The sequence below is a fragment of the Chondrinema litorale genome, from assembly GCF_026250525.1.
GTDB classification, from domain to species: domain Bacteria; phylum Bacteroidota; class Bacteroidia; order Cytophagales; family Flammeovirgaceae; genus Chondrinema; species Chondrinema litorale.
The window spans coordinates 1-24,768 of sequence record NZ_CP111052.1 but is presented as its reverse complement, the minus strand read 5'-3'; the positions used below and the strand labels follow the sequence as shown (position 1 = coordinate 24,768).

Here is a 24,768-nt window from a genome sequence, read left to right as displayed (position 1 = left end):
CTTAATACATTATCTAGTAAACCTAGCTCACAAAAAGCTTGAGCTAGGATCACTAGATAAATGTTGCTTGAAATATATTACTTAGCATTAAATATATTGAGTATGAAAAATTATATTTAATACGTGTTTGTGTTAAACTCATCATCGTGTACAAACTTACTTGAAGTTTTCGAGCCACCAGTTTCAAACCATACATTGGCTGCTAAATCAAACAAATGGGCTTCTGACTCAAAAAAATGCATCATGTATCCCGCAGTATTTGGAAATATAACTAAATCTCCTATTTGAGGTAACTGCTTTAATGCAATTTTCCGCTTTAGTAAAATGTCTCTTTCTAGACAATATGCTCCTGTAAAAAACACATCACACTGTTCCTGTTTGCTTTCAGAATCTTTAAATAAAACAATTGGATCCATTAGATAATCAGCACTTGAACTATGCATCTGAGTAAAATTCATTTCAAGACCGACTAGCCAATTGTTTTGTGAATCTTTCTTTCGAAAGACCACTTTGGCCATTGTATAACCAACTTGGTCTAGCATCGATCTACCCGGCTCCATTCTTATCTGTATATTTAACTTTTTTGCTAACTCTGCAACAGTATTACTATTTTTATTCTTATAACTAAGAATTTCTCTTAAAAAAAGCCCCTTTGGCTTTTCATTAAAATAGGGGTAAGTTTTTAATTCTCCATGTAATTCATCATTTATTACTTGGTAACCTAAACCATCGTTTTGAAATGTAATAGGAGAAACTTTTTGTTTTACAGCCAATTGTAAAGTTTCTTTAAAAGATTCCCATTCATTTTTATCACTTAGGTAATTCATTAAAAATCCGCCACCGATATCTAAAAATTGAGTTTCAAACCCTTTGGTTTTGAGTTGCATTGCCAACTCAAAAGATTGAATGCAGGCCTCTCCTCTTTGTTCAGTAGAATAACCATTTAAATGAAAATGCAGTCCTTGGTAATTCAAGCTGTTAAAAGCTTTGTGTTTACCGACGTTTTTTATGATAAAATTGAATACGCCATCAATATCAAACCCGAATCTACTATATAATTTAGCTCCACGATAATTAAAACCACTGATACGTAAACCTATCTGAGCTTGTATATTTAATTTTTCAGCTACTTGTTGAGTTAATTTACATTCATCCTCATTATCTAAAATAATTAAAACTTCATTTTTTACCGCTAACTCTATCAGTTTTCTTTCTTTAACAGCAGCAGTTACCACCAATTTTTTACTGTCTAAACCAGCTTCTAATGCTTCTTTTAGCTCTCTGTAACTAGCAGTATCTATTCCCATTCCTAATTTCTTAGCCTCTAAAACCAAACTTCTACATTTATTGGCTTTTCTGGCAAAAAATACCAAATTGTCTAATCCGAATTCATCAAATACTTCTTGATATAACTTATAATTTTCTCTAAAAGGCAATGCATTATGCATATTTATTGGAGAACCATGTTCTTCAATTACATCTTCTAGAAATTCAGGATTATTTACTAGTTCTTTTATCCAATTAGATATTATAGGAGTTAAGGGTGGTAAGATTTGCTTTGGCATTTTATTAGTTTTTAAATAAGCTATAATTACTTTTAAATACTGTTTTCTTGTAGTCTTCATTCACTTTTCTAGCCCATGAACTCACAAAATCGTTCCTACTAGTAGAAAGGGTGTCGTTGTCATAAGTAACTCCTTCTGTTGGAGTGCCAGTAACCAATACATCCTCTAGTAAGAGATTCTCTGTATTTATCGGGTGACCATTTCTATTGATGTCTATACAACCTGGTTCATAAGGTTCCTTAAAAAATGCATGGTTCTCAAAGGGACGAACAATACCTCTATTTAATAAATTTTGATATAAGGGAGATGGATTATGTTTTACAGATATTTTAGGTATTCTGGCATCTATTAAATAATCCAAAGCTATTGATTTATTATTTTGACTTTTTAATAGAAATGTATCTTGGGCATCATCCCAGAGTACTTGTGGAGATTCACAAAAATCAAAATTGAGATAGCCTGCTTTTGCTATAGCTAATAGCTTTTTTACGTTTATAATAGGAGGCCCATAGGCAGTTCTATTAAATTGGCCTGCATATTTTTTATCAAATATCTGCTGAGATGCTGGCTCTAATCCACCAAAAGAATACATCTGATTAAACAAATTACTCAAATGTCGCCATATACTTGCAGCACGAACCATAGGACTCTCAATCTCTCCTTTTTCTGCTTCTGTTATCAAAAACTCAAGGTATTCTACTAATGAAGTATTTGATATTTGAGCTTTATCTTTAAAAGGAGAAAAAAGTATCGAAAGATCAAATGGTTGTTCATGTGGATACTGTTGATGAAAAAGTTTGATTTGCTTGTTAACCTCATTAAAGTGTGAATTATATTTTAATTCTAAATCATACTTATTAAAAAGCAATTCGTAGTAAGCAAAAATTATTTCTTGCTTTATAAGAGGAAGTAAGTCCTTCTCAAAATTGTACTTTCCATTAACTCTATTTTTAATTGAGTTTAGATGAAAATATCTAGGCTTATACTGCTGAATATTATTTGTAGCTTGCCTTGGTATCATTGGTAAACCAGACTTTGAAAAAGGCAAAATCATGTCAGGCTCACATCCAGAAGGTTGGTATTTAAGCTCTCCGTTTTTATCTTCAATAAAAGTTCCTCCTCTGCCCTCAGTTAGTGCTAAAACAGCATCTATAAATGTTAAACCCATACCTTTTACACCTATCTTAGTCTTGGGCTTTATTTTACTTAGTTTCTTATTAACCGGATAAATAAAATCGATGAATCGATCTTTTTCCTGTTTTTGGGGCAATGGATGACCCGTTGAAAGTAAGAGTTGATTAAATCCAGAAATTTTATTGAGCCCTTCATTTGAGCTTTTAAAAATTATTGAACTTTCATTTTTTTGATAATCAACATCTAGAACCTCCCCAACAATCGGATTAATATCAATCTCTGCTTGATAATGTGCTTTAAGTTTTTCGAAACAATCGCTAAGGTACAAGCCTACAACAGCTCTTGAAGAATAGCCATTGGCCGATGAATTACTAAACTGAGAATGTTTTTGAAGCCACTCTACAAATGATAATTGTTCTTTTACATTTGATTTGGGTTTAGACTCAGACCATGCATTTATGTTTCCATTGGCATAGTTCATTAGCAAATAATGCGGCTGATCAGGTCTATAAATATGGCCTGCTCCCAAAAAAGATGTTTTATCGAAAATATATATTTCAATTTTTTTACCGAATTTTTTTGGCTCTAGATTAGCGAGTAATCGCTCCAAACTATACAAACCTTTAGGTCCTCCTCCAATAATTCCTATTCGGTAAACATCCCTTTCTGCCCTGAAATATTGGCATTTATTTATTGACACTGAAACTTGACTCATGAAACCTTCAACAAATTATTAAAATTAAGCAACCAATACTTTTTCGAGTTCTATGTTCTCTTTTACCCATTCCTTATTATAAATGGTATCTAAATATCTCTCTCCTCTATCGCAAAAAATTAATGCACAGGTTGATCTCTTAGGTATATAAGGTAACTTTTTAATTAAAGCACTTACTACAGCTCCAGAAGAACCTCCACAAAGTATCGCTTCTTTTTCTAATAATCTTTTGCAACCTATTACACATTCTTCATCAGTAATATGAACTACATCAGAAATTTTATCTCTCTCCAAAAAGTTTGAAGGCCTTCCTGCTCCATGACCCGGAATTTTTCTTTTACCTGCTGGCTGTCCAAAAATGACACTTCCGGCTGCGTCAACTGCTATAATTTTGGTTGACAGGTTATTTTTTTCAATGTAATCAGCACAACCCATTAGCGTACCACATGTACTTGTTGCAGCAAAAAGATAATCAACATTACGAGAAAGACTTTCTGCTATTTCTCTCATTGTTTGGTGATGAGCAATAGGATTTTGTGGATTAGAATATTGGTTTGGCCAAAAGCTATTTTTTACTCGATCTAGCAACTCATTTACTTTGTTAAGTCTAGCTGTTAAAAAACCACCTATCGGCGCAGGTTCTTTTACCATTTCTATTTTAGCTCCATATGCTTTTAAAATCTTAACTGTATGTTGATTAACAAGTGGATCGACTACTACAATTAAATTTAAGCCATAATATAAGCAAGCTTGGGCTAAGCCAATAGCCATATTTCCAGAACTTGACTCAATTACAGTATCGCCGTATTGGAGTTTTCCAGTATTTATTGCATGTGAAATCAGTTGCTTGGCAGTACGATCTTTAATACTACCGCCCGGATTAAAAGCTTCTAATTTTCCATAAATATTCAACTCAGTATTAGAACACAATCTTTCTAATTTAACAAGGGGGGTCTTACCTATTGTATCGATAATATTAGGATGCTGGTCTCCAGAGTAGTGTTGCATGTTTATATTGGTTAATTTCTTAAGCTGTTGCCTATTATTATTCCAATTATTTCTACAAGTGATTGAAAAGCTAATTAATGCTCTTCTGGAGCTTCTGAAAGACAATTCAATATTATTTTTTAGTAGAATTAATAGATCGATTATTCATTATATGTAGAGAATATCACTCAATGTTGATGTATTACATCTACAGTAAATTATTTAAACAATAGTCCTTCAGCATTTTTCCATGCTAGTTTTTCTTGATACAAAAATTAAAAATAGGCGCCAATGCTTCATGGTTTACACGAGGTAACTCATCATTATTTAATGTACTCAATTCATCATACCTTAAAAGTAATTCTCCTACCCCTCTCCAAATCGGATATTTTTTATAGATCTGCTCTAAATATTCAACAGCAAATTTATCTGTTGGATTAAAGCCGCAAATTAATGGAGCCAACCTTTTTTACGCTATAGTTGTTTGCAATAAAACTAGGAAGAAAATGAAATCACTTTTACAGTATTTTTTTTATTTCTACTCAATAAATGAGTCAACATTGCTACAGTAACGAGTAATTATAGACCCATATAAAACTTGTATTCCTCCTAAAACAGTTCTCTAAAGCGTATTAACACGATACTTCAATTAGAGATGGAATGGCATTATTATAGGTTCCCAATTTAGCAGCTAATCTTTTTTACTAGACAAAATTTCATTAAATATAGATGTCTTATTTGATGTTAATACTGGGTATTGGATTAACCATTACCACAATAATTGATATATTAATTACTACACTTTCCCCAAATGGATCTGGTTTTATTACTTCTTATGTAACAAGATACACTTGGGAAGTGTATTTGAGAGTTTCAAATAACAAACCCAAAAAACATTTTTTAAAATCATCTGGTGTGGTTATTATCTGTTTAGTTTTAACGATTTGGGTTACTGCATTATGGATAGGTAATACTTTAATAATTTATACAGAACCTCAAGCTTTATTAGATAGTGATGGCTTGCCTGTACAATCATTTGGTAAAAAATTATATTACATGGGTTATGTATTATCAACCCTAGGTAATGGTGAGTATAAACCTTCTAATAATTTTTGGCAGTTATATACCTCTCTAATTTCTTTTAATGGATTGATTTTAATTACAGTAGCATTGTCTTACGTAGTACCAATTTTAGAAGCAGTAGTAAAAAAAAGAAAGTTAAGTTTAGAAATCGCGAGTATTGGAATTAACCTTACCCAAATAATTGAGTCTAATTGGGAAAAAGATAAATTCTCTTCTTTTTTGTCGCAATGCCAAAATTTAAAATCTGAAATACTACAATTAAGCCAGTTACATTTGGCCTACCCAATTTTACACTACTTCCACTCCACCGAAGTTAAAACATCATTGCCAATGTGTATTTCAAGTCTTTATGAAGTTATTAACTTTATAAACTGTGCCATTAAAGACGAATCTCTAAAAAAAGAGATTAGAATATGTAATCTAAGTTTTGCACTTACCACCTATTTTCAAACATTAAATACGGCACACATCGCTCCTTCTGAAAAACCACCACCGCTACCAAATTTTAAATATCTCAGGCAAAAAGGAATACCAATTTTAGAAAGCGACATCGAAATACAGCAGAATTATGATCAAATTAAAGAGCGAAGAAAGCTTATAAATGGCTGTTTATCTACCGATGGTTGGAAATGGGAAGAAATGGAAAACTACCAAGAAGAAATTAATTTTATTTAATTAGTTACTCCATATTTGGTCATAATTATGACTTTAAATAAAACTCTTCAACCTCTTATCTGTTAACACTCAAAACAGGAACTATCATTTTTTAACCTATTTTGCAGCATGAACTCAACTGAAACTACCTTAGAAACAACAATTCCTATAGATAAATTACAACTTTTACACAAATATTGGCAGTCTTCAAATTATATGGGGGCAGCACAAATATACCTCAATGAAAATGTAATGTTAAAAAAGCCCCTTGAGGTAGCTCATATAAAACCCAGATTGCTTGCACATTGGGGCACTGTTCCGGGTTTAAACTTCATATATACCCACTTGAACCGACTCATTATTGATACTAATGCTGATGTACTTTTAGTAGTAGGTCCCGGACATGGAGCAGCAGCAATAAATGCTCAACTTTTTCTCGAAAATACTTTTGGTGAATTCTATCCAGAATATCAGCAAAATGAAAAAGGGATGAATAAACTAGCGCATGATTTTACCCGACCTTATGGTTTACCAAGTCATATTTTTGCAGGAACTCCCGGGCACATCCACGAAGGTGGTGAGTTAGGCTACAGCCTTTCACATGCATTTGGTGCAGCACTCGATAATCCAGAACTTATTGTAACCTGCATTGTAGGAGATGGCGAAGCCGAAACAGGACCTTTAGCTGCTTCTTGGCATTCTAATAATTTTTTAAACCCAAAAACAGACGGGGCAGTTTTACCAATTCTTCATTTAAACGGATATAAAATTGCTAGTCCGACAGTGCTAGCAAGAATGTCTCACTCCTCTCTAACTAAACTGTTTGAAGGTTACGGTTATCAAGTGAGAATTGTGTCTGGTAGTAATGCAGAAAATGTACATAACCAGATGTGGCAAACAATTGACTGGGCACATAATGAAATTAGAAGTATACAAGAAAATGCTAGAAACGGTCATCAATCAAATATGGTAAATTGGCCAATGATTATCCTAGAAACACCTAAAGGTTGGACTGGTCCAGAGAAAGTGGATGGAAAGCAAATTGAAGGTACTTTTAATGCTCATCAAATCCCTCTTAGTGGCTTTAAAGATAATACCGAGCACCTTAAGAAATTAGAAAATTGGTTAAAAAGCTATGAGCCTGAAAAATTATTTGATAATTCAGGCAAACTACTGCAAGAATTGCAAAAGCTGGTTCCAAAAAAAGATAAAAGAATTGGTATGAATCCACATGCAAATGGTGGTAAAGTTTTAAAACCATTGAGTCTACCCAATATCGAAAACTATGCAGTTGAAGTTGCTGAACATGGCAGTTCGCTGACTAAAGGCACTCAAGTTTTAGGAAGCTATTTTAAAGATATTTTTAAAGAAAATGACTCAAATAAAAATTTTAGAATTGTATGCCCAGATGAGCTTGATTCAAATAAGTTACAAGACGTACTCGAAATAACCGACAGAGTTTGGCAAGAAGATATCATCCAAACAGATGAGGGACTTGCTAAAAATGGAAGAGTGATGGAAGTGCTCAGTGAACATAATTGTGAAGGTTGGCTTGAAGGTTATCTGCTTACAGGTCGTCATGGTATTTATGCCTGTTATGAAGCGTTTGTACCGATCATAGATTCTATGATGAATCAGTACGCAAAATGGTTAAAAGAAAGTAAAGAAACCTCTTGGAGAGCACCAATTGCTTCCTTAAATTATTTATTAACGTCTCATGTATGGCGACAAGACCACAATGGATATTCACACCAAGTACCAAGTTTTATGAATAATTTGGTTACTAAGAAAAAGTCTGTAGCTCGTATTTATCTTCCAGCAGATGCCAATTGCCTGCTCCACATCACTGAGAGATGTCTCAAAAGTCGTGATTTGATCAACCTAATTGTGGCAAATAAAGCCCCTCAAAGACAATGGTTAGATTTTGAAAATGCTAAAGAACATTGTGATAATGGGGCTGGTATTTGGGAATGGGCTGGTAATTGTGAAAATGAAGAGCCAGACATTGTGTTAGCTTGCGCAGGAGATGTACCTACTACAGAGGCTGTTCGTGCTTCTCAGCTTATTCAAGAAAAAATGCCATCTGTAAAAGTAAGAATAGTCAATGTAGTGGATTTATTTGCTTTACTACACCAACAAGATTATCCTGGAGGACTTACTGAGAAAAAATTCAAAAAATTGTTTACAGAAGATAAGCCAGTTGTTTTTGCTTTTCATGGTTATCCTAACCTAGTGCATGAACTACTCCATCACCGTCCTCAGCCAGAGAGATTCCATGTACATGGTTATATAGAAGAAGGCTCTACAACTACCCCTTTTGATTTATTAGTAGCCAATGAGCTCAGCAGATTTCATCTGGTTTTAAATGCTTTAAAAAGACTTAATTTAACAAATAAGCAAGCAAACTCATTAAAAAAGTACTGTAGTGAAAAATTAAACAAACATCATCAATATGTAATTAAACATGGAGATGATATGCAAGAAATCTTGTCAGATATGAATTGATAGTACTTATTATTTTACAAAGTACTACAAGATTTTTTACCAAAAAAAGACTGTATCCTACTACTATACCCTTACAGATTCCCAGAGCATTATGTATATAATCCCTAGTTATATTAATTACTTATTAAAAACCAGAAGCCAGGCATTTTTAAATCCTTCTTCTCTTTTCTTTTCCATAGCTTTTAGACCTTCATCTCTATTATCTAACATTTGGGTGAATATGTAGTAGTATCCTTTCTTTTCATTATGAGCAATAGTAGCTTCTATTCCTTTACCGTTGTATATTTTAGCTAAATGTTTAGAAAATTCTAATGAAGTACATGTATTAATTACAACATAATATCCTGATTCCATAGCCTGATTCACTCTATTGGCATCTTTATCATACTTAATTTTATAGGCATCAGAACTTTTTAAACTAACTGTATCTACATTATTTAAACTTACAATTTCACTCAGTCCTCCCATTTGGGCCTTTAATGCCTCAATTTCCTTTTGCAAAGTACTAACCTGTTCTTTGGTTAATGTATTTTCCTGTTTTAGGTTAGCTATTTGTAAGCTATCGCTATTTATAGTAAGCTCAGTACCACTTTTATATTTGTCTTTCTTCTTTTTGTTAAAATTAACTGCTACTACAATCTCATGAGAATTGTTATTAATGTTTTGTGTGGAACTCGCCAATTCAAATGAATACCCTATACTTATACTTTCGTAATTAATACCTGTTGAAATAATTACATTTTTTGAAGAACGATAAGTTGGTTGTATCCATAATGTATTATTCCACTCCGTCTTTACACTCAAATCATATTGTGTAGGGTTGTTTTGTAATGCTTTAATTAAAACGGATGGTGTAAATTTAATTTTTTCTTGTGTTGTAAGAAAGCTATATGAGACATAAGTGATTTTTGATTGTAAAAAGACATCATCTCTTGTATTATACAATTCAGGAGAAGAAAAAGCTAATGTCAAATTAGCTCTTGAATAACTAAAGCCAAAACCAGTGTTAAACGACCAATCTTCTGATAGCGCCGTTAATCGACTATTTAAAAAATCATCTTCTGCGTAATCTTCAACAGTCAACCTGTTATAGTTTATTTGACGATCTGTTAAACCTATTGAAATACCTAAATTAAACTGATCTTTTCTGCTAAGTTTAAAACCATAAGAATTTGATAATTGTATTAGATTATCATCTATTACTCCCCAACGATTATTCATAATTACTAAACCAATACCACCAGTTGAGGCATAGCCTGTCTGGCCTCCAATTATTGCAGTTCTAGGTGCACCATCAAAACCAGCCCATTGCTGCCTGTAGTTAACAAAAACATTGGTATTTTCCTGCTGCCCAACAAGAGATGGATTATAAACAAATTGATTTTGGTTATAAAAATTATATTGAAAGTTGGTTTGTGCCCAAGTTAAACCATTTAACAGTGTAAGCAAAGTTGTTATCAGAAATGTATTTTTCAGGTTTTTCATAATGCTTCCTCAAAAAAATCTATAAATAAATAGTCTGGTTAAATGGTTTTATCTGAATATGGTGACAGAACCTTTAAACTCTCTTTTCCCATCAGTAAAAATATAATAGTATGCTCCTTCAGGAAGTCTTTTACCATTGTATGTAGCGTCCCAATCATTTTGATAATTATCTGTTCGAAACACCATTTCGCCAATCGCATTGAAAAATCTAAGTTCAAAACCTTGATACATTTCAACATTTGTTACAACCCAAAAATCATTTACACCATCTCCATTTGGAGTAAATGTATTTACCGCTTTTAATTCGTCTTCTATAACATCATTTACATAAATGGTTAGATTAGCTGTATCGGACATTACAGGGTTGCCATTATCTTTTACAATTATTGAAAGATCCCATGTATCTTGCTCCTCATAATCTAAAGGTATTTTACCAACAGTTAGGTTTCCTGTTAAAGTATCTACATAAAAATAACCTGCTGAAGCTGACTCTTGAATATAAAACGAATGTGCTTGATTAAAATCTTGATCGTATGCTTCAAACCTCCCAATTAAAAAACTTTCGGCTAAGTTTTCGTCAACATCAAATGTATAATTCTCAATCTCTGGAGCTTCGTTTAGGTCAATTACTTCTATAGTAACTTGCTGCTCAATTATACCTCCTTTTTTATCATCAGATTTAACTCTAATTGAATATTCAGGCTTAGTTTCAAAATCTAAAGAAATGTTGCTCTTCAAGTTTTTAAGTTCAAAATAAAAACTATCATTATCATCACTTCCCTCTCCTTCAACTAAGGAATAATAATGGTCTACATCATTCATATCAAGTGTGCTCATAATTGCTATTACAGAACCGATTGATGTATTTTCAGGAATTTCAATATAAGCTGGTTGAATTTTAGTAGGAAGTGCATTACCTACAGAAACTATTACATCATATTCTTCAAAAATCTGTTCATCTTCTGATCTCACAGTAAAGGTGAGTGCATTAGCAAAGTTGTTTTCTGTTTCTTTACTAATTTGTTTGACACCATTCAACCACAAAGTGGCACCATCAGTCAAATTGAACTCTGCTACTAAGGCAGTAAGAGATGTTCCACTAAGTACAGCAGCATAAACACTATTCCCATCAATTGATTCTTCTCGATCTATTTCAGGAAAAGTAAATCCGAGTATTTTTGCCTCATTATTTAATATTTGTTGAGACCAAATATAAGGTCTGTTTAAATCACCTATTAGTCCGTTTACTTCAAAGTCTATTGTTTTAGGAACAGTATAAGAATTATCGTTTTCTGTATTATAAAACTTAAAAGATATTTCTTCATCAGTATCATTACTATAGATAAGTAAATAAGCAATATACCTACCTGTCTCTTCTTGGTATTGCGTTTTTGCCACTCCACGACATTCACCTTCTACAAAAGCTGCAATAACATTCTCTCCATTACCAAGCTCTGTTTTTTCTAGGTTAAGTCCACCTACAATTACCATTGAATGATTGTATTCTGCAGGATTCACTGTCCAGACTGGAGTTTGGGCCAAGCTTTCTGAAAGCAAAGCAATGGTACATAAAATATAAATGCTGACTGATTTCATATTTAAAAAATTCATAAGATATCAGCCATGAGCATTTAAAACCCAAGGCTGATTATCTATCGATTATTCTTTAGTTATTTTAAAAGTTACCTTTCCTTCTGAGGAATTAATTACAATAAAGTATATTCCTGTAGAAACTTTATCACCAAAGCTGTTTCTACCATTCCACTCAATAAGTCCTGAATCTGATATATCTTTATTTGAAAATTTAATCACTTCTCTACCTAATAGATCATTCACTTTCACTTCAGTACTTTCCCTAAGTGTTTCTGGAATAATAATAGATAATATTTGAGTAAATGGGTTCGGATATACTTTATAATCTTTCGATTTAGAAACAATAGTATTTTCTCCTAAAGAGAGTAATATAGGCTCAGATAATGCTCCCTTTACTACATTTTTCTTAAACTCTAAAGTATTGGCAATATCATAGGTTTTGTTATCATCCTGATGTAGTATCTTAAATTTAATCAATTCATCATCAGTTTCTCCTATAATATTTATAAAATAAAGAGATTGATCACTTTCAATATTTATTGGATAAGCATACCCTCTATGTTCTTCATTAATAAATGCGCCTAATACATATTCTTCAGAATCTACACCTTCAATGGAAGCTATTACAGACATATTATCACTGTACTTATTAGCATCAAATTCCCAAGGTGAACTTTCATGTTCTTCTCTAATTCTACTACTATTTAGCAGTGAAACTTCAGGATATGTTAAAGTACCTATGTTAGAAGATTGGAACATATATCCTTCTCCGGGAATGAGATAGTTTAGACTTCCTATCCACCCGATACCATTTTCGTAAATTGAGAATGACTGCTGATTCTTTACAACATCTCCACTATGAGGATTGAAATTGGTAAATGCCTCGTTGATATCCATACTAAATCTCGGGTTGTAACCTATCCAGTTCCAACCAGTATTTATAGGAATTTCTACCGTTGGGTCGATTGCAGTTCCTATAACATCAATTGAACCTGCATTTGAAGTTTTTACTTTATAAAGGTTTCCTACTTTAAAACCTCCTTCACTACTTAGCGTACCATTCCAACCAAACTGACTTGTATAAATATCTACATCAGTTTGCCCTTTTATTTGATCACCTTGTTGATTTTCAATCTCAGCAAACAAAGTATTTATATTCTTTAAATCAGTAGAGTTTAGATTGAAAGAAATCCAATTCCAACCTTTATCCAAATCGAGTTTTTGCAAATATGTTCCGTTAGCTTCAATTAATTGAGGCACTGAAGGTGTTCCCCAAACTGCATTGTCTACAAATGTATAATTTGGCGTAACATTTCGATGCTCAGTTCCTTCATCTGCATTCCATACACGTAATTCTATTTTTTCTCCAGATACAGAATTACTATAGATATCTAGGAAAGCTAAGTACAAATCAAACTCTTCTACATATTCTAAATTTGCTACTCCTCTACATTCATCATTTACAAAGGCACTAATTTTATCATATTTATCTGATGATAAAACGCCGTTAATTTTTAACTGCCCAACCACATTCATAGAATATTGAAAATCCGAAACATTTACTTCCCATGCTGGCTCAGCAGTATATACTCTCAAGTCGATATGTAATTTTTCGTCAAACTCAAAATCACCTTTTAAGAATATATCCTCACTGTAGTAGCCTGTGTTTAAGCCTTCATTTACTGTAAAAGTTACAGTTTTAGAAGACAATGGATCTAGTTCACCAGATTGTGGATTCGCATCTAACCAAGCTGGTAGATTATCAATATTAAAAGTTTGTTCTGTTCCTCCATTATTAATAATGTCTACATCAAAGGTATATTCATTATATAATTCGTTTTCTAAGCTTAAAGAACTCTCAGACCATTTGAGTTGATTTTTATCTACATACGCTGTCCATGTAACAGGTGAAGCAATTCTATTTCCGTACTTATCCTCAATGCGATCTATACTTAACTCCAATATACTTTTTTCAATTACTGAAGTCATTCCTGCTGAAGGAGTAATAATGATTTTGTCGTCATTTACTACCCATGTGTAGTCAACTTTAGTTACCGGTCTGGCATCTTTGAGGTTTGGAGCATCATCAGAGAAATCACTACCTCCATATGAGATTGCCAAGCCAGCATTATCTCCATAAGGATTTTGCCATTGGTCTGACAGTGTAGCCTCCAATAAAATGTTTCCTGTAACCTGTTTCTGATAAGACTCAAAAGGATAATAAGCAACTAATCCCATTTCATCTCCATTCAGTTTGGAAACTATGTCCAGTTCAACCGAAGCTTGTTTTCTGGCTGATGTCCAAATTCTAAATTCATCAATATTACCTTTAAAGAATTTATCCTGTTCATCAATTGAAGCATTACTTAAATAGCCTCTCGCTCCAATCCACATTTTAGCACCAGATAAGCCACCAAAATCACTACTAGTTGATGACTTTATTAAGTCTCCATCAAGATAGATATTGGTATTACTCAATCTGTTTAATGAAAGTGCGAAATGATGCCAGTCTCCATCTAAATAATTATTCCCACTAGCTACTATTTCAGCCCCATTATTTAACATGTATAGCTCACCTTGATTATTTAAGCCAATACTCATACTATAGGCTGGATTGTTAAGCTGATCAGTTCCATCCCCTTTTCCACTTGAGAATAACACTACATCTGACTGTGATACATCCGCTTTGAACCAGAATTCAATGGAGAAATCCATTTCTGGAGTAATAACTACAGTAGAAGCCGTATTGATTTCTAAATAATCATCAATTCCATCAAAGACATAAGATTTACCTTTAGGGGTCACCTCCCAATCAGCAAATAATAGTGCATTTCTGTATCTAGCTTTATCTGTAGCCTTATTGCCTCTAGCTTCATCTAAAGGCCAGTAACCAATTAAGCCTACTTCTAATCCTGAAAAATGCTGATACATGTTTGCATATACACTACTTAAGCTCAGCTTTTTAGACCATACCCTCAGGTCGTGGATATTTCCTGTAAAATGCTTACTGTTTGTTATTATAGATTTACCTAAAACGATTGCACCACTTCCCGAAAATATCTTTTCTGGTACAACTTCTTCAAGTATGTAATTATCATCTCGATAAATAGTAAATTGATTTTTTGTTTGATCATAAACCAGTGCAAAATGGTGCCAATCAGTTTCAGTAAAGCTCGCCGCAGTTGTAAAACGTTCTCCTGCAATTTCAATAAATACTTTGTTATCTGAAGTAAAACCAAATTCCAATACATCACTAGCTAAAGTACCTTTTGAGAATACGACCTCCTCTTTATTCATTGCATTTTTTCTGAGCCAGAATTCTATAGAATAAGACTTGTTCCCTAACTCAAGACCATCTGAAATCTTGATATAATCTTGTATACCATCTAATGAAACACTTGTGTTATTATTGATTTCATAAGAATTCAACACTCCCTGTATAGAGAAATTGGCAGAAGTGAGCAAACCAGCTTCAATATCTTCATCAAACTGAATCATTATCTCATCATTGGCTGAAAGTATGCCATCTGCAGGTTGTGGTGAACCAAATAGCAATGGGCGTTTTACATCTTTAATCCCTCTAACTGCTGGTGTAGCAGTTTCAACCTCAGAGCCAGGACCTAACACACATACAGATACAACTCTTACATCGTATTCCCTATCTGGAAGACTAGTCATATCCCACAAATAATTGATAGTAGAGCTATTAAACCAAGCTTTAGGCTCATCAGCTGCATCATAATTTTCCTGAGCTACTTTTTTCTGATTATAAAAAATCATATTGGTTGTCCAAGTGGATAAACCTGCTGGTTTGTATTGAAACAATACTCTCTCAAAATTGTCTTGTTCAATATCATATCCAGATATTTTCACTGTCATAGTATCTTCCGGTACAGTCTCTGTATTAATTACCCACTGGTCTGCTGGCGATTCCAGTTCGATATCAGTACAGCCTGGTTTAAAATAAGCAGATAAACTAACTTCGGAACCAATATAACCATCACAAATTGAATTTAAATACAGTAGGATATCTTCGTAATCGTATTTATCACTTTGCCCCTTATAAAGTTTAAGCGTTTTTTGAAGAGTAGTGCCTGCTTTTACCATAAAGGTTCGACCATTTCCGATTGGTGTTCCATCTATTTCCAGTTCGGCTCCATAAGGATTGGTACTGTCATCAAGTAATAATTCATACCAGATATCATTTTCTGTTTCAGAATTATTTTTAAGATATAGAATAAACTCAGCAGGATAATTTTCCGAAATATCCGATACTATAGCCTGCTCTACTGTAATATCTGGTTTTTCAGTTTGTAAGGTGGCGCTATGCAAAGTGTATTTTCCAGCTTCATAATACTTAGTGAATTCATCACCTTCATAAGGACAACTTGTAGCACCACCTCTTACCGAAAACACTGGACCAAATCCATCTTTAGGTTTTTTTATATCGATGGAATAATAATCCGTTGCAGTGCCAGTGAATGTTTGAGCACTTTCATTATCTTCTAGCAAATAACCGTAAGTAGTAGTTTTGCTTTCTTCACTACCAGAAGAATTATTAGTTTCTGATGAATATGAACGGCCAAAATCTACAGATAATCCAAAACTGTTAAATGATTCTCCAGTAGTACCCAATACATAAGGGTTAATAAATGATCTAAATGAATAAGAATATACACTAGAGGTATCGTAGCTAACAGATTGTTCATAATTTGCACCTCCATCAAAAGAAATATTTTCTATTAATTGAGCCTCAATTTTTTGTTTTTCATTTTCAGCTAGCCAATATTCCCACTCAGAAATTTGCTGATTATAATAATCAATAGAATCTGTTACAAATGTATTGTTATCTACATATGATTGAGGAAGCTTTACAATGTAACTAGGGCCATTACCTAAATCTTTTTCGTTTGTAATCTCTGCTGCATTTTCTTTCCAAGCATTTTTATCTGCATTGTCAGTACCGAAACGCTCATCGGTTGGAGGTACTAATGAAATATAAAGTGGTTTATCTTTTGCAACTACACTATTAGGTGTGTTTGAGTAGCTTAAGAAGCTATTTCTAACCTCTTTAAGATTAGGTATTAAAGTATTTATAATATAATCTTGAGTGAAAATAAATCCAGTATTAAATTCAGGATTGAGCCTTACTCCTTCTTTAATACCTAATTTGTATCCCATATATGTTTGTGTGCTGCAATCTCCTTCAGCACATTCAATATCAGGAATGAGTTCTAGATTAAGAGATTTTCCATAAACAATGTTTGTAGCATAACCAACAAACACATCCCCATCAGATGAAACATATCCAATATCCGAACTTGTTTGCCAACGTTTTGTAGTGGTTGTAGTAATAACTTGTTCAAAATCTTCTGTCCAACTTGTTTCAATATTTAACCCTGCCTCTATACTATTTTCTGTTTCTATATCTGTAACTACTGCAGTTCCTATTCCATTCACAGTTTTAACCTGCATGCCCATATTATAGGTTATAGAATTATCTAAACTGAAAGTATTCTCTACATTCCAAGATCTTACTTTACTAAATGACTCATTTTGCTCCATATATGCGAAACTATTCGAACCAGGGGGATCTCTTAAAATAGTAACTATCTCAGTTGGACCAGTTGTAACAAAATTATTCCCTGTTGGCATTCCCCCAAAAACATATCCTCTAAATGGATTTCCATCTCTCCAGATGGTTTTAATTCCACCTTCGTTTCCAGAAAATGCTGTAATACTCAAGGTTTTAGTAAAACTGTTTTCAGGAGTAGTATTATCAATGGTAACTTCAGGTAAGCCACCCGAAAACTGATACGTAGCTTTACCTGAATTATCTAGTTGAATGGTTTGCTTATCTGTATCAATAGCCAAATCATTTACAATTTCAAGTTCTCCGTCAACAACTGGAACCTTATCTGTAAGACCATTATCTGCATTGGTATAACTTTCAAACAAGGCAATGCTCATGTAATAGTTCTTCCGCTGAGTAAATACGGGATGACCAAACGAATAAGCTCCACTTTTAACCAAGGGAATACTTTTTTCAATTCCCAAATCTGTATCCTTATAAACGAAAGTAGAATCTCCAAATAAAGTGTTGTCTCCAAAATAAGCAATACCATAAGGATTTGTCACCTCGATTGTTGGTGTTTCCCTATAAATAAAGTTTTGCTTATGTTGATAGCTAAAAAGACTTTTCCCGATAGTCAAGATAGTATCAAGCCTTGAAACAGTGTAGATGGAGTCATAGTCTGCTTCATTATAAGGAGGGTATCCCGACTGTTCTACCTCATCTATCACGACTTTCAATGTATCTTCAAGTGTTTCATCTTCCCAAATAGTAGCCCCCAAATCTATAGTAACTTGAAATTCATTACCGTATATGTAATTTCCCGCGGTAATGTTGGTAACTGTATATTTTTCTGGAAGTAGATAAGCAACATATTCACCCGTTTCGGAATCTGGTTGGATAGTAGTCGTTTTTGTTGAAAATTCAACTTTGCTAGAACCTTCACCAATAGGGTAATTGACAGATTTATCGCTCTGTGTAACATCATACCCCTTTTCTGTTGCTAGTACGATACTGGCATTTCCAAGATTATTCACTGATTCACCAAAACCAATTGGTTTAGCTTCTTCTACAGGACCTCCTGCTACTCGTCCAACTACTTTTACCAAGGTAGTATCGAAAAACTCCAGACCTATTATAGGTTCCTGAAAATCATATTGAGGAATTTCATCATCTGCCGTATATGCATCAGGAGCAGGAAATCTTCCTTCATATGCAAAACCATGCTGATTTTTCTCCAATCTTAAAGCGTGGTAACCAATAGGTACATCTATTCTGAACTGCCCAAGGTTATCGGTTTGAATCAATTCTCCTTCACCATTTACTGCGTATTGACCATCTATTTTGATAGAAACACCTTCTACAGGAAAATATGTATTCTCATACCAAACTGTACCTGATACTTTAAAGGAAGAAACATCCTTAAAGTCTATACCATTATGTATGGAGGCTCCATCGCCAACAAACCTCAACATCTGTTTTGGCTCAAAGCTATGTACTCCGAACATAGGGGTAAAAGTATACTGAGAACCATCTGTTTCGTAAGGAAAACCTGAAATGGTGTAGTTGCCAACTTCATCTGTAATACCTTTATAGGCCAATTGGCTTTGAAGTGGAGTCATCTCACTCCAAGTTCCTCTCCAAACCCAACCGTGATTTTCATAGAAGGTATAACCATTACGGGCAGCATCAAAAAACTGATCTGATAAGCCAGTGTTTAATCGCCAGTATCCCACTAAATTATCTTCAGTTCCTGCAATATATCTTGAGAAGTTTGAGGCTATTTCTTCTTCGGTTAATGGAGTGTTCCATAACCTTATTTCATCTACATACCCTTTAAAAAAGGTTCCTGTTCCGGCTGCATCTTTTCCTATATAAATATCATCATAATCACTTTCTAAAGGTTGTTGCCCAGCTGCAACACTGATGGTATAACGACTTTCATCATCAGTATGAACAACTAACTTTAAACTATCGTTTGGATCGTATGAAGCAGAGATATGAAAAAATGAATCTACAGGAGCCATAAAAGGCAAGGAAACTGTAGCATCTTTTACTCGAAAATCAACAGTAGTAGAGGACGAAAGAGAAACTTCATACTGATCACCTTTGCTAAACAAGACACCACCTTGCGATTCATCTAGTCTACACCAAGCCTGAAAGGTAAATCCATTTCTAATTTCTAATTCTTTATCTTTATCTTCATGAGCAATACTTAAATAAGCATCTGATCCATTTAGATACATACTTTTACCTGCCAAATTCCCGTTTGTTTCAGCCATTACTACAACACCCTCTACTGAAGTTCCTCCTTCATAAGTAATTGTGCCTGAAACTGTTCCCACCGGAAAAGCAAAACCAACTCCTTCTACCACATTGATATAGGGTATTAGCAAATTATCTGCAATACCTTTTGCAAAAATGGTATATTTGTACAGTTGGCCTTTTTCTGCCAGTTCATCTTTCCAACTGTATTCATCTGCTGCAACATTAGCCACTAATAAAGAATCACCTATACTTCCTAATGGTTTTCTGAAAATTAGAAATCGTTCTATCCGGCTTTGCAAAGCCATTACACTCCACTCTAAAGAGATGTAATCTGCAAAATATCCTTTGGAAACAAATAGTTCTTTATTAAAAACAAGTGGAAAATAGCCAATATTAAAAGGAAAACCAGCCATTACATCAGCCTTATCTTCAATATTATAATATTTTGGTGTGGAAATAACGTTGCCACCAGAAAAGCTGATTCTCATTGAATCCCCCGTATCTTCTTTTAGGCTTTGTTGTCCACCCAGGTAGCCTATACTGTAAGAAGTATAACCTGTCTGGGCGCTCAAAGTTGAAGCATAGAGTGCAATTAATATAAGTAGTACTAATTTTTTCATAGACAATAGAAATTTAAGCATAGCTCAAAAAAAGCTCGCTTATTTGCATTTTATCCCAGTTGTGGTGTGCTTTTGAGGAGTAATTATTTAAGACCTAATATTTTATCATAAACCATACATAGGCGTTTTTAGGACGAGTTTCATTACCTCCTGCATTATCAGTATTTCCACTATATGTATGACTATGCGAGCCATTGGTAGTAGTAGGTTTGTTCTCTGTAAGCCCCCCTTCATATGTTACCCATTCAGAAGAAGCTCCTCCACTTCCTGAATCATCCCCCTCTATACCTAATTTAGTAGTATGTTGGTGGTCTCCATTAGTGCTGGTTGTACCATTATAAGAGTGCTGGTGGCTAACAACCAGATCATTTTGATAACTGCCGACATTATTTCCTGTATTGCCTCCATTTTTCGATGTTCTTGAATCTTTATCGGGATCATTAGTAGTATTTTCAGATACGCCTCTCATAAAATATCCTCTCAAATCTGGCACATTAAAACTACCTCCATTTTCTCCCCAAGCACTTCCAATCGCTGCATATAAATTAGGATAATCAGACTTATTTACTAGAGAACCATCACAGGGTAAATATCCCGGAGGAATGTTTGATTTTACTCCTCCAAACGGAAGGATACTTCCCGGAGGAACACCATTTGATGCTGATTTAGCATAAGGTACACTCAGTAATTCTGTATTACTTATTTCGACATAACTACTACCATAGGCTCTTACTTCAACCTTTAACCAATAACTGTAAACACTAAAATTTACTTTTTCAAAATCAGTCGGTTTTACTGAACCCACTACAGCATGAAAAACACCATAGGCATCTGTTTTTACAGTTTGTTCTTCTTCATATTGGGTGGATTGTCCTTCTGGGTATATAGAAAATTTTACTGTAATATTCTGGTTACTTAGTGCTGCTCCTTCAAAATCACGTGCGTATCCTTGAAAACTGAATCCTTTATCTTCATTTTGTGCATAAACTAATTGCGAGATCAATATAAAAAATATCAGAATAGTTTTTTTCATTGTTTGGCGAATTATAGAATTTATTCTAAATTTTAAAAAGTATAGAGGAAACGGGGTTACAATAGAATAAATATCAAATGTAAATGAACTGCAGATTTTTGTAAATGAATGGTAAAACCAATGAAAAAAATTAAGGATTAATTGATACTGTTTCAAGAGGAATGATTATGAAATGGGAAGTACCATTTTGAGCTTCTGTTTTCATTGTAGCTTGTAAATGGTCTAGAAATGATGACACCAACTTTAAACCTAAAGTAGGATTATTATTTTTATCAGTATAATTTCTATTAGGATTATTACCATTGTCTTTTATAAAAAGGGAAAAACCATTTGCCTCTCTACCAAATTGTATTTCTATTATGCCTTCTTGATTTTCATCAAAAGCATGTTTAATGGAGTTTGTCACCAATTCATTAATAATTAAGCCAATTGGAATAGCTAAATCCATTTTTAAGTTAATATTACCTACAATATTTAATTTTATATTATCACAAAAGCCTTGATAAATTTGATTTAGGCTTCTAAATAATTCTTGAATGTAAACTTCAAAATTTACTTGTTCAAGTTCTTCAAATTGGTAAAGATGTTGATGGAGCAGTGCCATAGCTTGCACTCGATTTTGACTATCTTTTACTGCTGCAATTGCTGCAGGTTCTGCTAACCTTCTCTTTTGCATATTTAGCAGACTAGAAATCAACTGCAAGTTATTTTTAACTCTGTGATGAATTTCTTTAACTAATACTTCTAGATGTTTATTCTTAGAAAAAAGTTTCTCTTGCTGCTGTTTTATCTCTACTGTTCGTTCTGCTACTTTTAATTCCAGTTCACTATTTGCTTTTCGTTGTATTTCTTGGTTAATTTTTAATTGATGGATATAAGACTCTCTCATTTCGTCTTGTTGTTGATAAATTAACCGCACCTTATGGCCAATACCTATGGCAAACACAGAACATTCTAAAAGAACAGCTATTTCAAGATGAGTATGTATTAAACTTTCTTCTGTCAATATTTGATTAAGGTCAATAAATAAGCCTCCAATATAGATGATATTAGATATTACAATATATTTTTTTAGTGGGTTTTTGAGCTTTAAAATGCTAAAAAGTATGACTACAATTACTACAACATCTAAGAAAAAAGTTCTGTAGTACCACAACTCTACAATTAAGATTGCATTCCTTGTGTAAATTAAGACTATTTGAAGAAATGCAGTAAAGGCTAGTGCAATCCAGATAAAAAGCTTTGTAATAAAATATGTTTTAGGAAGGCTCTCCTTTATTTTTAGAAAATGATTAATAAACTGAATATAAAAGACAATAGTGAGACATGTGTCTAAAGGCCAAATCCATTGAAACCATTGAGGATGATTTACAAAAAAATACTCTTGTAGAAAATTATAATCTCCAAAAAAGAAAATTCCATTACATGAAGTAGCTAATCCATAATATAGATAGGACTTCTCTCCTATCAAAAAGTACAGAATAAAACCAAATAAAGATAAGAGGAAAAAAAATGTTATTAGTGACCCTTGTATTACATTACGATCTAACAACATTTCCATATAAGCTGAATAAGGTTTGATATTAAACCTCCAAAGATATCCTTCGCGATCTTTAACCTCAGCCCTAATAAATACAGATACACTTTGTTGAAAAGAAAGATTTAATCTAACAGTACTTTCGACTCCATGCTTTACATCCCTTTCTGAAATTTTTCTATACTGCCCAGTTTTTTTGTGCTCCCAACTACCATCTTCATATACTATATATACATCAACTATACTCAAATTTCTCTTTGCCCCAGATATTAGCACCCAATCACTTACCAACTTATTATTATTTTTGATATGACACTTCGCCCAATAAACATTTTCTTTTGAAAAAAAGGGACCTTTATCTCTGAGTGCCTCAAACTCATTTGTCATTTCTCTAATTGTCTTCCAATTCAATTTAGAAGTCGTATCAGTAAAAAAATAGAATTCTTTTTCTAAATCTGTATAGTTCGTATTATCTGAGTGTAAGATAATCTCAGGAGATTCAGCAAAAGATAACTGTGGTAAAACTCCAGAGAAAAGTAAAACTACTATAATTTCAAATATGATATACCTACAATTTTTAGTTCTTGTATACATAAAGAATTTATTGATAATATTAATGTCCCAATAAGTTTAATTTAGATACTAATTGTTCGTACATGGAACGAGCAATAGGTATTTCATTTCCCGACATAATAATTTTATTGTTTTTTATAGTTTCTACGTTGCTCAAATTTACAATATATGATTTGTGCACTCGCATAAACTGTTTAGATGGAATCTGTTTACTTACATCTTTCAAAATACTTCTAACCACGTATTTTTTAGAAATAGTATGGATTTCGGTATAATTTCCATCTGCTTTTATCCAATTAATATCTTTATGAAATAGTTTAATCATCTTCCCTTTATCTCTTATAAAAATAAAATCTTTTAATTCTTCAATAATGGGTGATGTAATACTACTTTTTTCAGTTTGATAATGGCTCAAAGCTGTCTCAATTGAGGTATAAATATCCTCTTCTTTAAAAGGCTTCACTAAATATCCATCAGGTTTTAAAGCAGTAGCTCTCTTAACAATTGCTCTATCAGAATGAGAAGTAATAAAAATAATAGCTGTGTTTAAAGTTTGCCTGATATACTTGGCTACCTCTATCCCATCTTGTTCACCTTTCAGTATAATATCAATTAAGACAATACTAGGTATTTCTTTTTCTATATAACTAATTGCTTCTATATATGATTTGGCAATATTTATTACCTCATAATCTTGATCAATTAAACATTCTTTTAAGTCTTGAGCTATAATTGGTTCGTCTTCTACAATGAGTATTTTTGGCGTTAGCATTCTAAAAAAAATTGATTCTCCCCAAATTATAAATTTTAATATATTTTTAGAATGAATATAGCTAAATTGATTTTCATAAGTAATTTTCGTACATCTAATTCCTTAGTTTTCAGTGCTTCTTTTGCACTTAGAATGTAAATAATGTGCCTTTATGTAAAAAAACTAAGCTCGATTTAAGAAAGAATAAATTTTATATTTTCCGTTTTACATCATGGACGAAACTGAAAAAAAAGTTAGTCCTTTTTTTAGAACAGAATGACTATATTACTATGATTTTATTTTCTGAATCGATCTATAAATTCTTTTGAGTAACCGCTATGAATTTCTTCTATCTTCCCTTGCTCATCAATCAGGAAAAAACTAGGGAAAGAATTAACACCATATTCTTTTCCAATTTCTGAAGCACTAGCAATTACAGGAAAAGGAATCGAAAATTTTTCCATATAAGATTTCATTCTTTCTTCTCCATCTTCAATATTAATATAAAGGAACTTTACTTTTTCTGTAAGCTCAAAATCATCTTTATTGATATAATCCAAAGTCAATTTACAACCTCCGCAGGATATTACAGAAAAATCCAGCCATACCTTTTCGCCTTTAAAATCTTCCAGCCGGACTTTATTTCCCTCTAAATCCACAGCACTAAATGTGGGGGCCAACTCCCCATAGCCA

At 33.1% G+C, this 24,768-nt stretch carries 13 protein-coding genes; 2 read left to right on the top strand and 11 right to left on the bottom strand.

The features are described 5' to 3' along the window. Positions 1-116: 116 nt before the first annotated feature. The 4 genes from OQ292_RS31270 to OQ292_RS31255 all read right to left on the bottom strand — a co-directional run bounded on the left by OQ292_RS31270 (position 117) and on the right by OQ292_RS31255 (position 4,864). A complete protein-coding gene (locus OQ292_RS31270; RefSeq protein ID WP_284688227.1) occupies positions 117-1,565 on the bottom strand; it encodes a type III PLP-dependent enzyme domain-containing protein in 1,449 nt (482 codons plus the stop codon). A gap of 4 nt (positions 1,566-1,569) precedes the next feature. Next, a complete protein-coding gene (locus tag OQ292_RS31265; protein WP_284688226.1) occupies positions 1,570-3,414 on the bottom strand; it encodes an FAD/NAD(P)-binding protein in 1,845 nt (614 codons plus the stop codon). Between the two features lie 24 nt (positions 3,415-3,438). Further along, positions 3,439-4,422 (bottom strand): 2,3-diaminopropionate biosynthesis protein SbnA, encoded by a 984-nt coding sequence (sbnA, locus tag OQ292_RS31260; RefSeq protein WP_284688225.1) that lies wholly within the window; start codon positions 4,420-4,422, stop codon positions 3,439-3,441. A gap of 232 nt (positions 4,423-4,654) precedes the next feature. Beyond that, positions 4,655-4,864 carry a hypothetical protein gene (locus tag OQ292_RS31255; RefSeq protein WP_284688224.1) on the bottom strand — a complete coding sequence of 70 codons (210 nt, stop codon included), beginning with the start codon at positions 4,862-4,864 and terminating at the stop codon, positions 4,655-4,657. 278 nt (positions 4,865-5,142) lie between these two features. Between OQ292_RS31255 and OQ292_RS31250 the strand changes: the two genes are divergently transcribed. Beyond that, positions 5,143-6,159, top strand: coding sequence for a potassium channel family protein (locus OQ292_RS31250; protein WP_284688293.1), 1,017 nt, complete (start codon positions 5,143-5,145; stop codon positions 6,157-6,159). A 108-nt stretch (positions 6,160-6,267) separates the two neighbouring features. After that, on the top strand, positions 6,268-8,643 hold the full coding sequence (locus OQ292_RS31245; protein WP_284688223.1) for a phosphoketolase family protein: 2,376 nt from the start codon (positions 6,268-6,270) through the stop codon (positions 8,641-8,643). Positions 8,644-8,760: 117 nt separating this feature from the next. Here OQ292_RS31245 and OQ292_RS31240 read toward each other — a convergent pair whose 3' ends face one another. The 7 genes from OQ292_RS31240 to OQ292_RS31210 all read right to left on the bottom strand — a co-directional run bounded on the left by OQ292_RS31240 (position 8,761) and on the right by OQ292_RS31210 (position 24,755). Further along, positions 8,761-10,128, bottom strand: a complete 1,368-nt coding sequence (locus OQ292_RS31240; protein ID WP_284688222.1) for a PorP/SprF family type IX secretion system membrane protein — start codon at positions 10,126-10,128, stop codon at positions 8,761-8,763. A gap of 48 nt (positions 10,129-10,176) precedes the next feature. After that, positions 10,177-11,724: a T9SS type B sorting domain-containing protein gene (locus OQ292_RS31235; protein WP_284688221.1), complete on the bottom strand. Its 1,548-nt coding sequence runs from the start codon at positions 11,722-11,724 to the stop codon at positions 10,177-10,179. A 63-nt stretch (positions 11,725-11,787) separates the two neighbouring features. Then, entirely contained in the window at positions 11,788-20,181 is an 8,394-nt protein-coding gene (locus OQ292_RS31230) for a LamG-like jellyroll fold domain-containing protein (RefSeq protein WP_284688220.1), read from the bottom strand. Between the two features lie 94 nt (positions 20,182-20,275). Continuing rightward, positions 20,276-21,214, bottom strand: coding sequence for a phage tail protein (locus OQ292_RS31225; RefSeq protein ID WP_284688219.1), 939 nt, complete (start codon positions 21,212-21,214; stop codon positions 20,276-20,278). A 130-nt stretch (positions 21,215-21,344) separates the two neighbouring features. After that, complete coding sequence (locus OQ292_RS31220) at positions 21,345-23,345, bottom strand: histidine kinase dimerization/phosphoacceptor domain -containing protein (protein WP_284688218.1); 2,001 nt, start codon at positions 23,343-23,345, stop codon at positions 21,345-21,347. 19 nt (positions 23,346-23,364) lie between these two features. Continuing rightward, the gene (locus OQ292_RS31215) at positions 23,365-24,096 is read right to left on the bottom strand and encodes a LytR/AlgR family response regulator transcription factor (protein ID WP_284688217.1); all 732 of its coding nucleotides are present in this window, start codon (positions 24,094-24,096) and stop codon (positions 23,365-23,367) included. 275 nt (positions 24,097-24,371) lie between these two features. Continuing rightward, a complete protein-coding gene (locus OQ292_RS31210; RefSeq protein ID WP_284688216.1) occupies positions 24,372-24,755 on the bottom strand; it encodes a peroxiredoxin family protein in 384 nt (127 codons plus the stop codon). Positions 24,756-24,768 lie beyond the last annotated feature (13 nt).

Excerpts from the sequence above, each read along its gene's own strand:
- OQ292_RS31240 (WP_284688222.1), bottom strand. The coding sequence starts at position 10,128 with ATGAAAAACCTGAAAAATACATTTCTGATAACAACTTTGCTTACACTG.
- OQ292_RS31250 (WP_284688293.1), top strand. The coding sequence starts at position 5,143 with ATGTTAATACTGGGTATTGGATTAACCATTACCACAATAATTGATATA.
- sbnA (WP_284688225.1), bottom strand. The coding sequence starts at position 4,422 with ATGCAACACTACTCTGGAGACCAGCATCCTAATATTATCGATACAATA.
- OQ292_RS31265 (WP_284688226.1), bottom strand. The coding sequence starts at position 3,414 with ATGAGTCAAGTTTCAGTGTCAATAAATAAATGCCAATATTTCAGGGCA.
- OQ292_RS31230 (WP_284688220.1), bottom strand. The coding sequence starts at position 20,181 with ATGAAAAAATTAGTACTACTTATATTAATTGCACTCTATGCTTCAACT.
- OQ292_RS31220 (WP_284688218.1), bottom strand. The coding sequence starts at position 23,345 with ATGTATACAAGAACTAAAAATTGTAGGTATATCATATTTGAAATTATA.
- OQ292_RS31270 (WP_284688227.1), bottom strand. The coding sequence starts at position 1,565 with ATGCCAAAGCAAATCTTACCACCCTTAACTCCTATAATATCTAATTGG.
- OQ292_RS31225 (WP_284688219.1), bottom strand. The coding sequence starts at position 21,214 with ATGAAAAAAACTATTCTGATATTTTTTATATTGATCTCGCAATTAGTT.
- OQ292_RS31215 (WP_284688217.1), bottom strand. The coding sequence starts at position 24,096 with ATGCTAACGCCAAAAATACTCATTGTAGAAGACGAACCAATTATAGCT.
- OQ292_RS31245 (WP_284688223.1), top strand. The coding sequence starts at position 6,268 with ATGAACTCAACTGAAACTACCTTAGAAACAACAATTCCTATAGATAAA.
- OQ292_RS31235 (WP_284688221.1), bottom strand. The coding sequence starts at position 11,724 with ATGAAATCAGTCAGCATTTATATTTTATGTACCATTGCTTTGCTTTCA.